General features: G+C 67.2%; 12 protein-coding genes and 1 tRNA gene. 6 read left to right on the plus strand and 7 right to left on the minus strand.

Annotated features, from left to right (window positions below; translation table 11 throughout):
* Positions 1 to 28 precede the first annotated feature (28 nt).
* Genes H1343_RS02095 through cysN form a run of 5 tightly spaced genes read left to right on the plus strand, consistent with a single transcriptional unit; the run spans position 29 to position 5,659 of the window.
* Entirely contained in the window at positions 29 to 1,714 is a 1,686-nt protein-coding gene (locus H1343_RS02095; protein WP_185984332.1) for a nitrite/sulfite reductase, read from the plus strand.
* The gene (locus H1343_RS02100; RefSeq protein ID WP_185984333.1) at positions 1,711 to 2,220 is read left to right on the plus strand and encodes a DUF934 domain-containing protein; all 510 of its coding nucleotides are present in this window, start codon (positions 1,711 to 1,713) and stop codon (positions 2,218 to 2,220) included. The genes H1343_RS02095 and H1343_RS02100 overlap by 4 nt, the downstream gene beginning before the upstream one ends.
* 16 nt (positions 2,221 to 2,236) lie before the next feature.
* The gene (locus H1343_RS02105; RefSeq protein ID WP_185984334.1) at positions 2,237 to 3,022 is read left to right on the plus strand and encodes a phosphoadenylyl-sulfate reductase; all 786 of its coding nucleotides are present in this window, start codon (positions 2,237 to 2,239) and stop codon (positions 3,020 to 3,022) included.
* Between the two features lie 43 nt (positions 3,023 to 3,065).
* Positions 3,066 to 3,968 (plus strand): sulfate adenylyltransferase subunit CysD, encoded by a 903-nt coding sequence (cysD, locus tag H1343_RS02110; RefSeq protein WP_185984335.1) that lies wholly within the window; start codon positions 3,066 to 3,068, stop codon positions 3,966 to 3,968.
* On the plus strand, positions 3,968 to 5,659 hold the full coding sequence (gene cysN, locus H1343_RS02115) for a sulfate adenylyltransferase subunit CysN (RefSeq protein WP_185984336.1): 1,692 nt from the start codon (positions 3,968 to 3,970) through the stop codon (positions 5,657 to 5,659). The genes cysD and cysN overlap by 1 nt, the downstream gene beginning before the upstream one ends.
* 23 nt (positions 5,660 to 5,682) lie before the next feature.
* Here cysN and H1343_RS02120 read toward each other — a convergent pair whose 3' ends face one another.
* The 3 genes from H1343_RS02120 to trxA form a co-directional block, all read right to left on the minus strand.
* Positions 5,683 to 5,874 (minus strand): Trm112 family protein, encoded by a 192-nt coding sequence (locus H1343_RS02120; RefSeq protein WP_185984337.1) that lies wholly within the window; start codon positions 5,872 to 5,874, stop codon positions 5,683 to 5,685.
* A gap of 19 nt (positions 5,875 to 5,893) precedes the next feature.
* Positions 5,894 to 6,571, minus strand: coding sequence for an LON peptidase substrate-binding domain-containing protein (locus H1343_RS02125; RefSeq protein ID WP_185984338.1), 678 nt, complete (start codon positions 6,569 to 6,571; stop codon positions 5,894 to 5,896).
* Positions 6,572 to 6,685: 114 nt separating this feature from the next.
* Complete coding sequence (trxA, locus tag H1343_RS02130) at positions 6,686 to 7,708, minus strand: thioredoxin (protein ID WP_185984339.1); 1,023 nt, start codon at positions 7,706 to 7,708, stop codon at positions 6,686 to 6,688.
* Positions 7,709 to 7,940: 232 nt separating this feature from the next.
* On the opposite strand from trxA, the gene H1343_RS02135 reads away from it, so the two are divergent.
* Positions 7,941 to 8,015: transfer RNA gene (locus H1343_RS02135), tRNA-Gly, on the plus strand.
* Positions 8,016 to 8,293: 278 nt separating this feature from the next.
* On the opposite strand, the gene H1343_RS02140 is transcribed toward H1343_RS02135, so the two are convergent.
* From H1343_RS02140 to H1343_RS02155, 4 genes are read right to left on the minus strand one after another with little or no spacing between them, the layout of a single operon-like run.
* Positions 8,294 to 8,767: a DUF6644 family protein gene (locus H1343_RS02140; protein ID WP_185984340.1), complete on the minus strand. Its 474-nt coding sequence runs from the start codon at positions 8,765 to 8,767 to the stop codon at positions 8,294 to 8,296.
* Positions 8,758 to 9,225: a hypothetical protein gene (locus H1343_RS02145; protein ID WP_246333217.1), complete on the minus strand. Its 468-nt coding sequence runs from the start codon at positions 9,223 to 9,225 to the stop codon at positions 8,758 to 8,760. The genes H1343_RS02140 and H1343_RS02145 overlap by 10 nt, the downstream gene beginning before the upstream one ends.
* A gap of 31 nt (positions 9,226 to 9,256) precedes the next feature.
* The gene (locus H1343_RS02150) at positions 9,257 to 11,407 is read right to left on the minus strand and encodes a xanthine dehydrogenase family protein molybdopterin-binding subunit (RefSeq protein ID WP_185984341.1); all 2,151 of its coding nucleotides are present in this window, start codon (positions 11,405 to 11,407) and stop codon (positions 9,257 to 9,259) included.
* 19 nt (positions 11,408 to 11,426) lie between these two features.
* Positions 11,427 to 13,586 (minus strand): xanthine dehydrogenase family protein molybdopterin-binding subunit, encoded by a 2,160-nt coding sequence (locus H1343_RS02155; RefSeq protein ID WP_185984342.1) that lies wholly within the window; start codon positions 13,584 to 13,586, stop codon positions 11,427 to 11,429.
* Position 13,587: the final 1 nt, after the last annotated feature.

Raw genomic sequence — 13,587 nt, forward strand, 5'->3', positions numbered from 1 at the left:
GTGACGCGATACGAAGGACGAGAGTGCGATGTACCGCTACGACGAGTTCGACGAGCGCTTCGTGCGCGAGCGTGTGGCGCAGTTCCGCACCCAGGTGCAGCGCCGTCTCGACGGCTCGATCACCGAGGACGAGTTCAAGCCGCTGCGCCTGAAGAACGGCCTCTACCTCCAGCTCCACGCCTACATGCTGCGCATCGCCGTGCCCTACGGCACGCTGAATTCGGCGCAGCTGCGCCAGCTCGCCGCGATCGCCGACACCTACGACAAGGGCTACGGCCACTTCACGACGCGCCAGAACCTCCAGTTCAACTGGCCGAAGCTGAAGGATGTGCCGGACATCCTGGACAGGCTCGCCGACGTCGAGATGCACTGCATCCAGACGAGCGGCAACTGCATCCGCAACGTCACGGCCGACCAGTTCGCGGGCGTTGCCGCCGACGAGGTGGAGGATCCGCGACCGACCGCCGAGCTGATCCGCCAGTGGTCGAGCCTGCACCCGGAGTTCTCCTGGCTGCCGAGGAAGTTCAAGATCGCCGTCACCGGCGCCGAGCACGACCGCGCGGCCGTGAAGGTCCACGACATCGGACTGCGCATCCTGCGCCACAAGGAAACGGGTGAGGTCGGCTACGAGGTGATCGTGGGCGGCGGGCTCGGGCGCACGCCCTTCGTCGGGAAGGTGATCCGCGACTTCCTGCCCAAGGACGAACTGCTCGGCTATCTGGAAGCCGTCATGCGCGTCTACAATGCGGAAGGGCGGCGCGACAACAAGTACAAGGCGCGCGTAAAGATCCTCGTCCACGAGATCGGCACCGAAGAGTTCCGCGCTCGCGTCGAGGCCGAATATGCCGAGCTCGACGGCCCGACGGTGAATGCGCCGGAAGAGGAAGTCGAGCGCATCGCGGCCTATTTCGCGCCGCCGGCCTACGAGACCCTGCCGGAGAGCTCGCCCGTGCTGGCCGCCGCGCGCGCGGCCGATCCGGAGCTGGACGCCTTCGTTTCGCAGAACGGCTTTTCGCATCGCGTCCCCGGCTACATCGCGCTGACGGTCTCGCTGAAGCCGATCGGTGGGGTGCCGGGCGACATGACCTCAGACCAGATGCGCGCCTTCGCCGACATCGCCGCGCGCTATTCCTTCGACGAACTGCGCGTCACGCATGTGCAGAACCTCGTCCTGCCGCATGTGAAGCAGGACGATATTCCCGCCGTCTACGCGGCGTTGAAGGCGGCCGGGCTCGCAACGCCCAACGCCGGGCTCGTCACCGACATCATCGCCTGCCCCGGCCTCGACTACTGCGCGCTGGCCACCGCCCGCTCGATCGGCGTCGCGCAGGACATCGCCAACACCTTCGCCGCCCCCGAGCGCCAGCGCGAGGTCGGTCCGCTGCAGATCAAGATTTCCGGCTGCATCAATGCCTGCGGCCACCACCATGTCGGCCATATCGGCATTCTGGGGCTCGAGAAGTCGGGCAAGGAGAACTACCAGATCACGCTCGGCGGCGACGCCTCGGAGAATGCCAGCCTCGGCGAGCGTCTCGGTCCTGGCATCGACGGCGACCAGGTGGCGGGCGCCGTGGAGGCGATCGTCGCGACCTACATGCGCGAACGGCGCGATGGCGAAATCTTCATCGACACGGTGCGGCGCGCCGGGCTCGAGCCCTTCAAACAGGATTTCCAGTCTTTCGTTTCGGGCGAGCGCGTCGGAGACGTGGCATGAGCGCGCTGATCGGAGCCGAGGGCGCGCTGGAGGACGAGTACACGCCCGTCGAGGCGGTGGAGGATCTGTCGCTGGCCGAGGGAGCCGTTCTCGTGCCGCTCGCCGTCATCGATCAGGCGATTGCCGATCGGCGCAACGCGCGCCTCGGCCTTCTCCTGCCCAACGACGTGCCGGTGAGCGCGGCCGAGCCCTATCTCGGCGCGGTCGATCTCATTGCCGTCGCCTTTCCGAGCTTTTCGGACGGGCGAGGCCTTTCGATCGCCATGCGGCTGCGCCGGGCCGGCTTCACAGGGCGTCTTCGGGCGCGCGGGCCGCTGATCGCGGACCAGTTCGCCGAGGCGCTGGCCTGCGGTTTCGATGAGGTCGAGCTTCCCGACGCGCTCGCCGGGCGGCAGCCGGTCGCGCAATGGCTCGCCGCTAAGGATTCCGTCACTGCCCACTATCAGACGGGCTACGGCGAGACGCGCTCCATCCTGCAGCAGCGCCTCGATGCCCGCCGGGGATGAGAAGAGGACGAAGAGCATGTCCGAGAACCAAGAGGCCCTCGCCCGCGAACTGAACGAGGCCTTCGCCGGCTTGAAGCCCGAGCAGCGCCTGAGGCTTCTGACCGAGCGTGTCGACGGCCCGGTGGTCTTCACGACCAGCCTCGGCATCGAGGATCAGATGCTCACGCATCTGATCTTCCGCGCCGACCTGCCGATCCGCGTCGTCACCCTCGACACAGGACGCCTGTTTCCGGAGGCCTACGCGCTCTGGCGCACGACCGAGGAGACCTACGGACGGCGCATCAAGGCGAAATACCCGCAAGGCGACGCGCTGGAGGCCCTGGTCGACGATCAGGGCATCGACGGGTTCTACTTCGCGCCGGAGATGCGCAAGGCCTGCTGCGGCGTGCGCAAGGTCGAGCCGCTCGGCCGCGCGCTCGCCGGTGTCGGCGGCTGGGTGACGGGGCTCCGGCGCGACCAGTCCGCCAACCGCGAGACGCTGGATTTCGTCTCCTTCGACAAGGGCAGGGGGCTGATCAAGGCCAACCCGCTCTTCGACTGGACGCGCGAGGAAATCCGTCTCTTCACCGTGGACCATTCGGTGCCCGTCAACCCGCTGCACGAGCGCGGTTTCCTCTCCATCGGCTGCGCACCCTGCACCCGCGCGCTCAAGCCCGGCGAGCCCGAACGGGCCGGTCGCTGGTGGTGGGAGGAGGAGACCCGCAAGGAATGCGGCCTGCATGTAGACGACAGCGGGGTTCCCACCCGCGCCCGTCCCGTGCCGGGCGTCGGCGACGCCGCCTTCGAGGCGACGCGCTCCTGATCTTTCGAATGCGCGGCCATCCCGGTCGCTGAAGGCGTTTCACATGAAACCGATGACCCATCTGCAGCGGCTCGAGGCCGAGTCGATCTTCATCATCCGCGAGGTGGCGGCCACCGCCGAGAATCCGGTGATGCTGTACTCGATCGGCAAGGATTCGGCCGTGATGCTGCATCTGGCCATGAAGGCCTTCGCGCCCGGCAAGCCGCCCTTCCCGCTGCTCCATGTCGACACGACCTGGAAGTTCCGGGAGATGATCGAGTTCCGCGACCGCCGCGCGAAGGAACTCGGCCTCGACCTCATCGTCCACATCAACGAGGAGGGCGTCGCAGCCGGCGTCAATCCCTTCTCGTCCGGCTCGCGGGTCCACACCGACGTCATGAAGACGCAGGCCCTGCGCCAAGCGCTGGAGAAGCACCGTTTTGACGCGGCCTTCGGCGGCGCGCGACGCGACGAGGAGAAGAGCCGCGCCAAGGAGCGCGTCTTCTCGTTGCGTTCGGCCGAACACCGGTGGGAGCCGAAATCGCAGCGGCCCGAGCCCTGGCGGCTCTACAACACGCGCAAGCGGCAGGGCGAGAGCTTCCGAGTCTTCCCGCTCTCCAACTGGACGGAAGCCGACGTGTGGGACTACATCGCGATCGAGAACATCCCCGTCGTTCCGCTGTACTTCGCCAGGAAGCGCCCGATCGTGAAGCGTGACGGCATGCTGATCATGCGCGACGACGATCGCATGGAGCTCAAGCCCGGCGAAGCCGTGGAGGAGATGGAGGTCCGCTTCCGCACCCTCGGCTGCTACCCGCTGACGGGCGCCGTGCGCTCCGAGGCGCGCGATCTGCCCGGCATCATCTCGGAAATGCGTTCCTCGCGCTCCTCCGAACGCGAGGGCCGGATGATCGACAAGGACGGCGGCGCGTCCATGGAAGAGAAGAAGCAGGAAGGTTATTTCTGATGTCCACTGCCCTGCGCGTTCTTCCCGACGGCGAGATCGAGGCCGCGAGCGCCGTCGCGCTGGCCGAGGACGAGACCTTCGCCGGCCCTGCGCCGGACGAGGTCGTCCAGCCGGCGGCCTCGCTCCTGCGCTTCATCACCTGCGGTTCGGTGGACGACGGCAAGTCGACCCTGATCGGCCGGCTCCTGCACGACACCAACTCCGTCTTCGACGACCAGATGGAGGCGCTGGAGCGCGACTCGAGGAAGTTCGGCACGACCGGCGGCGACCTTGACTTCGCGCTTCTCGTGGACGGGCTCTCGGCCGAGCGCGAGCAGGGCATCACGATCGACGTCGCCTATCGCTACTTCTCGACGGCAGGCCGCGCCTTCATCATCGCCGACACGCCCGGCCACGAGCAGTACACCCGCAACATGGCGACCGGCGCCAGCCAGGCCGAGCTCGCGATCATCCTCGTGGACGCCCGAAAGGGCATCCTGCCGCAGACGCGCCGCCATTCGTTCATCACCTCGATGGTCGGCATCCGATCGGTCATCGTGGCGGTGAACAAGATGGACCTCGTCGACTACGACGAGGCCGTCTTCAGGAGGATCGAGACCGAGTATCGCGCACTGCTGCCGCGCCTCGGCTTCACCGACGTCGCCTTCGTGCCGATTTCGGCCAAGAGCGGTGACAATGTCGCGAACCGCTCGGCTTCCATGCCCTGGTATGACGGGCCGACGCTTCTGGAGCGGCTGGAGACGGTGCGGCCCGAGACGCTGGAAGACACGAGCGCGCCCTTCCGCATGCCGGTGCAGTGGGTCAACCGGCCCAATCTCGACTTCCGGGGGTTCTGCGGCACCGTGGCGAGCGGCAGGGTCGCGCCCGGCGATGCCGTCGTCTCGTTGCCGAGCGGGCGCCGGAGCCGCGTGAAGGCGGTCTTCGGCGCGGACGGCGAGGCGCCGGGCGCCGGCACGGGCGAAGCAGTCACCCTGACGCTCAACGACGAGATCGACGCCTCGCGCGGCGACGTGATCGTGGCGGTCGGCGACGCGCTGAAGCCTTCGCGGCAGGTTGCGGCAGACATCCTCTGGATGTCGGAGCGGCCGTTGATCGAAGGGCGCAGGCTCGTCGCCAAGCTCTCGTCCTCGCAGGGGCCGGCCACAGTGCGCCGTCTTTCGGAGGCGGTGGACATCCACTCCTACGAGCCGCGCGCGACGAGCGCGCTCTCGATGAACGAGATCGGGCGCGTCACGCTCGCCTTCGAGCGGCCGACGGTCGCCGCCCCCTATGACAGCGCGCGCGAACTCGGCGCCTTCATCCTGATCGACCCAACGACCAACGAGACCGCCGCGCTCGGCGTCGTCACCTCGGTGGAGATCTCTTCGGGAGAGGACAGCGTCGAGGCCTCGGCCGGTACGACCTATGCGGCGGTCCCGCGTGGCAATGTCGGCGAACGCCTGCGGGCGCGCTGGCTGGGGTCCGCCGCTCGCAGACCGGAGGTCGCGCGCGCGCTCGTGCGCTTCCGTGCGGTCTCGGCCGTTATCCTCGGCATCCTCGCGATCCTGTTCGGGATGCCGATCCTCGGGGCGGTGGTGCTGGCCGCGATCGACTTCGCGCTGCGCCCCTTCCTCTGGCAGGTGCTCTCACCGATGCCGCCACGTCGGGACGCGACCGCGGGCGACGCTTTCGGGGACGGCGCCGGGATATAATTCCTCGCCGTCCATCCGGCGTCTCAGTCGAGCTCGCGAGCCTCGGAAGCCAGCATGATCGGGATGCCGTCGCGGATCGGAAAGGCGAGCCTGGCCGCCTTCGAGACGAGCTCGTTGTGCTCGCGATCGTAGGTCAGCGGGGTCTTCGTCAGCGGGCAGACGAGAAGCTCCAGAAGCTTCGGGTCGGGCCGCGCGCGGTCGATCGGGTCGGTCATTGCGTCTTGTCCGTGGCGTTCATTGAAGCGTGCGCGCGCCGCCATCCTCGCCCTCGCGGGCCAGCGAGATCTCGGTGATGGCGATCAAGGTCTCGGCGCGGGTCTTGAGGTCCGGCGCTTCCAGAAGCGCCTGCTTTTCGGCCGCGCCGTAGGGCGACATCATGCACAGCGCGTTCACGAGGGTCTCGTTGGAGGCCTTGACCACGCTGTCCCAGTCCGCCTCGAGCTGGTTGGCTTCCAGATACTGCCGGAAGGCCCGCAGAAGCCCCTCGCGATCGACGTCGTCGGCTCCCGCGCCGAGGTCGAGATCGGCGAGAAAGGCCTTCACGCGGCAGACCCGATACGGTGCTCCCGCGTCCACCTCTTCCACCACGCGGAAGCGCACAATGCCGTGCAGCGTGATGAGATAGCGGCCGTCTCCTGTTTCCGTCACCGACGTCACGCGCCCGAGGCAGCCTACGGCGCAGAGTTCGGGATCGCCAGAGGCGTTCTGCGCACCGTCGAGCCGCGGCTGGATCATGCCGATGACGCGTTCGCCCGCGAGCGCGGCGTCGATCATCTCGATATAGCGCGGCTCGAAGATGTTGAGCGGCATCTGGCCGCCCGGCAGCAGCAAGGCGCCCTCCAGCGGGAACACGGGCACCGTTTCGGGGAGTTCGCGTTCGCTCGTATAGCTTCGATTTCCGGCCTGTCCCACGCTTGCGCGTCTCCTGTCTCGTCGCCGCGCGGCATCACCCGCACGGCCTGTCCCACGAACTGGCGCGCCCGCGCCATCCCGCAAGGGCGGCGTGGCGATCGCCCGCAGGCCGGCTCAGGAGAAGAGGAGCGAGGAGAGCCGGCGGCGGGCATCCTTGGTGGCCGGGTCCATCGGGCCCCAGACCTCGAAGAACTCGAGAAGCTTGCGGCGCGCGCCATCCTCGTCGAAGGTGCGGTCGCGGCGGATGATCTCGAGAAGATGGCCCGCCGCCTCGCTTCGCTCGCCGCGCGCCTGGGCGATCAGGGCCAGATCGTAGCGGGCCTGATGGTCGTCAGGATCGCCTTCGAGACGGGCGGCGAGGGCCACCGGATCGCCGAGCCCGGCGATCTCCTCGGAGAGCTTCAGCTTCGTCAGCACCGTCGCGAAGGCGGGGTCGGCGAGCATCTCGGGGCCGACCTTCTCGGTCACCGACTTCGCGGCCTCCATGTCGCCCTGGGCGATCAGGCATTCGGCGAGGCCGGCTGCCGCCTTTGCGTTCGCCGGATCGTGTTGGAGGACGGCGCCGTAGATCTGCACGGCGCCGGCCGGATCACCGGCGGCGAGGCGCTCCTCGGCCTGCGCCAGTGCGTCAGCGATCGGGTCGTGCGGCTCGGCTCCGCCGGGCAGGCGGTCGATGAAGGCCTTAACCTCGCTTTCGGGCAGGGCGCCCATGAAACCGTCCACGGGTTGGCCGCCCACGAAAGCGAATACGGCAGGGATCGATTGGACGCCGAGCTGTCCCGCGATCGAGGGATGCTCGTCGATGTTCATCTTGACGAGCTTCACCTTGCCGCCCGCCGCGTTGACGACGCGCTCTAGGATCGGGGTCAGCTGCTTGCAGGGGCCGCACCACGGCGCCCAGAAATCCACCAGCACCGGCTGGTTGCGCGACTCGCGGACGACGTCTTCCGCAAAATTCGCCGTCGTGGTGTCCTTGATCAGCGGTCCTGGCGCGCCGTTCGTCGCGCCGCCGGCTCCCATCGCGCCAGAAAAGCCCGTCGCGCTCGGACCTGCGTTCGGCGATCCGGCCGCCGAGGCCGCGCGGGTGGTCTGCTGGCCGTAGCCGCCTTGCGCCGGAGCGTAGGGATTGTCGCTCATGGATCCGTTCCCGATCGTCTCGTTTACGCCCACAACTGCGGGCTCTCGTGTCGTAGATCGGTGTCCGTGCCCGCCAAGTCAAAGTCAAGTCATCCATGTGGGTGCAGCGGGACGGCTGGCAGAGCTGTTTTGTGAAACCGATGTGAAGATCGGCGTCGATTTTGAGTTGCAATCGCCTCGGCCTTGGGTCATATAGCGGCCGTTCGCGGCGCCGAGGCGCTGCGAGGAGCGGGCGGGTGTAGCTCAGGGGTAGAGCACAACCTTGCCAAGGTTGGGGTCGAGGGTTCGAATCCCTTCGCCCGCTCCAATTCTCTCCAGTATATCGATGCTCTAAGATTTCTACTTCTCCGATTTTTCGCAGTCGGGAGTCGCCCGTTTTCGACGATCTGTGGAAGCGCAGAGGAAGTTGGGGTTACTTCCGGATCGCGCTTACAATCGCGACGGGCGTTGCGGGAGTGGTGGCGGTCGCGGGCGATCGGCAGAAAAGAAGATCACGTTCGCAGCTCGGCTCGCAGCAGCGCTTATAGGCGCGCAGGTTCCTGAGGGTCTTGCTCGGCGACAGGACAGCCCCGCGGCGCGCAGATTTCATATGAAGGCGATCCAGCGTCCTGCGACAACGGCGCCGGACCAGAGGGAGAGAGATACAAGAGCAGCGGTGCGCCCTCCCAAACCGCCGACCATGCCAACGACGTCGCTCGTGTGCGAAGCGACCCTCAACGCAATCGCATTGGTTCCAGCTGCCAGCAAGATCACGAGTTTGGCTAGAAACGCCGGGTTCTGCGCGTAGCTTCCGATCCGTACCGACGCAAGCACGATGCCCGTCGTCGCAGTGAGAGCGAAGCCGCAGAGCGCCAGACGGATTAGTGCCGGGACGACGGCATCGAAATCCGCGCCCAGAACGCCCAGCAGCCGGAGGTCGACGGGCAGGATAGAGCCGAAGAGGACGCCGATGCCGAGGATGTGCAAGGCCGAGATCATGGGATAGATCCCCGGCACCGTCACGATGAGACGAACGGCCTGCAGCCCCTCTATCCATTCGAAGAAGGACGTCAGCGGCATCCGTCCACCCCGGGTGCCCAGTCTCCCGTGTAGGAAACGACGGTGCCGTCCGACAGACGCAGCCAGGTGCTGCGCAACTGGTGCGGCGCGAGACAGTTCCGCAAGGCAACCACGACGACGCGGTCACCGACGCTGAGTTGGTCGGCAAGATCGTAAAACATGCGCACGGGAGAAAGCTCGACCTCACGCACCGGACCCACATCCTCAGGTCGCACGACAGCCGGGCCAAAATATTCGTCGGGTCGGCCGACGACGAAGGCGGGCGGCTCGTTCGTATCCACCTGGATCGAGAGCATGGGATGGGGAGGAGAGAACGCTGCCGCTGTCAACGTTCCGGAGAGGACGATCGGCGTCGCGGCATCGTATTGCCCGGTCACGCCGTGGTGTGCGCGGGCGGCTCCGGCAACGCCGAGCGCAAGGGCTGCAACGACGCAGAGTCGGTTGATCATGGAGAGCATGAATGTGACCCTTCCGATTTGGGTGCTGGTCTCACAACAGATCCTCGACGCGGATCGGCAGATGGCGAACCCGTGTCCCGGTCGCGTGGAACACCGCATTGGCGATCGCCGCGGAAGCGCCGACCATCACGACCTCGCCGAGCCCTTTAAGGCCGGTCTCGTTGGCCAGCGGGTCCGGCTCGTCGATCATGCCGACCTCAATCGCGCCGATGTCGGCATTGACGGCAACGACGTAGTCGGCGAGGTCGCAGTTGAGGTAGCCGCCGAAGCGCGGATCGATCTCGGTCTCCTCACGCAAGGCCGCACTCAGCGCCCAGACCACGCCGCCGTAGATTTGCGATCGAGCGGTGCGCGGGCTGATCACACGGCCGCAATCGGCGATGGAGACCACGCGTGGCACGCGGATGCGACGCGTGCTCGGCTCGATGCGCACCTCCACGAAATGAGCGATGTAGCTCATCGTCGTGAACGCCGGATAGGCCGGTCCTGCAACCGCAAAGCCGCCTTGACGCAGCTCGTCCACGGCGCTCGGGTCCTGTCCGGGTGCAAGATGTGTGATCTCGACCTCCAGGAACGGCCTGCGAACCGCCGCGAGTTGCTGGTGCGCGTTGCCGACGATCCGGCGCCCGTCGAGAAGTTCGGCAAGGCGCTCGGCCATGCGGCGCGCCGCCTGCTCGGCTGCGGGGATCGCACCTGCCGAGCCCCAGGATCCAGCGGTCATGTGCTGAGGCGCGGCGCCGGTGTCGCCGATCGCCACCTCCAGCCGCCCGGCGTCGATCACTATATGCTTGAGGACAGCCTGGACCACCGAGGTCCGCAATCCTTGCCCCATTTCGTGACCGGAGAGCGCGATACGCGCGGTGCCGTCTGCGTTCACGCGGAAGGTCACGACCGATGCCGTCATGCTCGAAGGGTAGGCACCGCATGCCATACCCCAGCCTACCCGCATGCCGTCCTGGCCGGTCATTGAACCCGGCTCCGGCGATCGCGTCGACCAGCCGAAGCGGCGGGCACCCTCGCGGATGCATTCGTTGAGGAACCGGGAGGACAAGGGATTGCCGGAAAGCGGATCGGTGACGGTGTCGTGCGACAGGCGCAACTCGACCGGATCGCCCCCAAGAGCGTAGGCCATCTCGTCCACGGCACTCTCGAACGCGAAGCAGGAGGCCTGCGGATGCGGTGCACGCATGTAGCCGGGGTCCTGCCGGTCGATCCTCAGGTTGGCGGCGGAGCCGTGGTAGTTCGGAATATCGTAAAGGCGGCTCGGTGCTTCGTGGTACTCGTTTGGCGGAAAGAAGCCGGAGCGAGACTGTTCGTGCTCGGCCTCATAGCGCACGGCGACCAGGCGCCCGTCACCGTTCGCTGCAAGCTGGACATGGTGGTTCGAGCGCGGTCGGTAGGTCGCCGTATGGAAGATCTGGGAGCGCGGCGTCACCAGCTTTACGGGGCGGCCCAGCAGGATCGATGCATGCGCGACGATCGCCGACTGGCGCAGCGGGATGCCTTTCTGACCGAAGCCACCGCCGACATGCGGGCTTTTCACGTCCACGAAGGCCGGATCGATCCCCAGCGCGCCGGCGACCGCGTTGCGGGTACCGGTGGTGAACTGAGAGCCCTCGTAAATCGTCAACCGCCCCGCCTCCCACACGGCCGTCGTCGACAGAAGCTCGATCGGGTTGTGGTGTTGGGTGGGCGAACGGTAGCGCTGGTCGATCAAAGTCGCGGCGTTGGCGAGGAGCGGCAAGGCGTCGCCAGCAACGGTGTCGTCTACCGCTTCGCGCTCGGCACCCGCGCTGTCCATCAGCGCGGCGAAGGGTGATTCGCGATATTGTGGTCGGATCGCCTCAGCGCCCTCCACCGCCGCCTCCAGCGTTTCGGCCACCACGAGCGCGACGGGCTGACCGCAGTAAGCGATTTCCCATGTCAGTGTCGGCGGCGGTGGCCAATCACTCGCAGCGTCGGCGGCTGGGAAGTCGTCCGGCGTCAGGACACGGACGACGCCAGGGATTGCCAAGGCGTCCGCCGTGTCGATCGTCGTGACCACGCCGAGGGCGATGCGCGCGGGCACCGTCATGGCGTGGATAAGACCGGGCAGCGGTATGTCGGCGGCGTAGATCGGGCGGCCGCGGACCTTCTCGGCCGCGTCGACCCGGGCTCGGTCACCGAAGGGCGTGGTTGGCATCGATGCCTCTTCCGAGCAGCTAGAGAAGGTGTTCGATACGGATTGGCAGGCGCCGGAGGCGAACGCCCGTCGCGTGATGGACTGCATTGGCGATCGCCGCCGAACCGCCGGCCATCGCCACTTCGCCAAGACCCTTCAGCCCCGTTGCGTTGGCGATCGGGTCCGGCTCGTCGATCATGTCGACCTCGATAGTGCCGATATCGGCGTTCACCGCGACGACATAGTCGGCGAGGTCGCAGTTGAGGTAGCCGCCGAAGCGTGGGTCGGTCTCGGTCTCCTCGCGAAGGCTCGCGCTGATCGCCCAGACGACGCCGCCGTAGATCTGCGAACGTGCCGTGCGCGGGCTGACCACACGGCCGCAGTCGGCGATTGTCACGACGCGGGGTACCCGAATCCGCCGCGTGCGCGGTTCGACGCGCACCTCCACAAAATGGGCAATGTAGCTCATGGACGTGAAGCCGGGATATTCAGGCCCGCCGACGGCGTAGCCGCCACCTTGCAGCGCGGCCAGCGCTTCGGCCTGATCCTGCCCTGGCGCCGTCTGCGATACTTCGACCTGGAGATAGGGTCGGCGCGTGGTGGCGAGCTGGCGATGCGCATTGCCCGGGACCGCACGCCCGTCGAGAAGCTCGTCGATCCGAGCGCGCATCTGCCGGGCCGCAGCCTCGGCGGCGGGCACCGCACCGGCGGTGCCCCATGAACCGACAGTGATGTGTTGCGGCGCGCTGGCGGTGTCGCCGATCACGATCTCCAGGCGAGCCGGGTCGACATCGATATGCTGGAGCACGGCCTGGGCAATCGCCGAGCGGATGCCCTGACCCATCTCGTGGCCGGAAAGGGCGATCCGGGCGCTGCCATCGGCTCGCACCCGGAACGTCGTGATCGAAGGCACCATCATCGCGGGATAGGCGCCGGCGGCGACACCCCAACCGATAAGCGTCCCGTCTCCTGCGGTCATGGAGCCGGGGCGCGGATCGCGCGCCTGCCAGCCGAACCGCTGTGCTCCTTCTCGCAGGCACTCGTCTAGGAAACGCGAGGAAAGCGCGTTTCCGGTCAACGCATCAGTCTCGGTCGCGTTGGCCAGACGGAACTCCACCGGATCGCGGTCGAGTGCGATCGCCAGTTCATCGATCGCGCTTTCAAAGCCAAACAGCGCCGGCTGCGGATGCGGGCAGCGCATGAATCCGGGGTTTTGCCGATCGGAGCGCAGATAAGTCGACGTGCCGAGATAGTGCGGGATACCATACATGCGCGGCGGCGCGTCGTGGTAACGGTCCGGCGGCGGATCCATCCCGAGGCGGGACTGCTGCTGCTCGGCATCGTGCCGCACGGCCACCATGCGTCCGTTGACATCGGCGCCGAGGCGGATCCGGTGCTGGCTCATCGGGCGATAGGTGGCAACGTGAAAGATCTGCGAGCGCGGCATCACGAGCTTCACCGGTTGGCCAAGGATCATCGCAGCACGCGCCACGATCGCAGTCTGGCGCTGTGTCGGCCCGCGTTGCCCGAACCCTCCGCCGATATGGGGGCTTTTCACCTCGACCAACGCCGGGTCCAGGCTGAGAAGGCGCGCGAGGTCCTGCTGGACGCCGGAGGAGCGCTGCGTGCCCTCGTAGATCGTCAAACGGCCCTCCGCCCAGACTGCCGTGGTCGCGAGGAGCTCCATCGTGTTGTGATGCTGCGTCGGCGAAATGTAGGCTTGATCGATCACCGTCACCGCGTTTGCGAGCCCGGCTGCAGTGTCGCCAGCAATGACGTCCTCGATCGCATCGCGCGTGGCATCGTCACCGCCGACCGTGAACGCCTCCTCCTCGAACACGGGTCGGATGGTCTCGGCACCCTCGATGGCCGCCTCCAGCGTTTTGGCCACCACCAGCGCGACGGGCTGGCCACGATAGGCGATCTGCCAGGTCAGCGTTGGCGGAGGCGGTGCGTAGTCACCGCCGGACTGCACCGGGGTGGCCGGGAAGTCGTCCGGCGTGAACACGCGCACCACGCCCGGAACGCGCATCGCTGCCGCAATCGACATCTCGACCACGACGCCACGCACGATGCTGGCGGGCACCGTAATCGCGTGCAGCAGGCTCGGCAGGGGCATGTCGGCGGCGTAGATCGGCCTACCGAGCACCTTCTCGCGGGCATCGAACCGCGGCCGTTCCGCGAAGACAGCACTGGGCATC

Origin of the sequence: Aureimonas mangrovi, from assembly GCF_014058705.1 — a bacterium.
GTDB lineage: Bacteria > Pseudomonadota > Alphaproteobacteria > Rhizobiales > Rhizobiaceae > Aureimonas > Aureimonas mangrovi.

Bases quoted from the DNA above. Each gene is read 5' to 3' on its own strand.
- cysN (WP_185984336.1), top strand. From the start codon at position 3,968: ATGTCCACTGCCCTGCGCGTTCTTCCCGACGGCGAGATCGAGGCCGCG.
- H1343_RS02150 (WP_185984341.1), bottom strand. From the start codon at position 11,407: ATGCCAACCACGCCCTTCGGTGACCGAGCCCGGGTCGACGCGGCCGAG.
- H1343_RS02105 (WP_185984334.1), top strand. From the start codon at position 2,237: ATGTCCGAGAACCAAGAGGCCCTCGCCCGCGAACTGAACGAGGCCTTC.
- H1343_RS02095 (WP_185984332.1), top strand. From the start codon at position 29: ATGTACCGCTACGACGAGTTCGACGAGCGCTTCGTGCGCGAGCGTGTG.
- trxA (WP_185984339.1), bottom strand. From the start codon at position 7,708: ATGAGCGACAATCCCTACGCTCCGGCGCAAGGCGGCTACGGCCAGCAG.
- H1343_RS02145 (WP_246333217.1), bottom strand. From the start codon at position 9,225: ATGCTCTCCATGATCAACCGACTCTGCGTCGTTGCAGCCCTTGCGCTC.
- H1343_RS02120 (WP_185984337.1), bottom strand. From the start codon at position 5,874: ATGACCGACCCGATCGACCGCGCGCGGCCCGACCCGAAGCTTCTGGAG.
- cysD (WP_185984335.1), top strand. From the start codon at position 3,066: ATGAAACCGATGACCCATCTGCAGCGGCTCGAGGCCGAGTCGATCTTC.
- H1343_RS02100 (WP_185984333.1), top strand. From the start codon at position 1,711: ATGAGCGCGCTGATCGGAGCCGAGGGCGCGCTGGAGGACGAGTACACG.
- H1343_RS02155 (WP_185984342.1), bottom strand. From the start codon at position 13,586: ATGCCCAGTGCTGTCTTCGCGGAACGGCCGCGGTTCGATGCCCGCGAG.
- H1343_RS02140 (WP_185984340.1), bottom strand. From the start codon at position 8,767: ATGCCGCTGACGTCCTTCTTCGAATGGATAGAGGGGCTGCAGGCCGTT.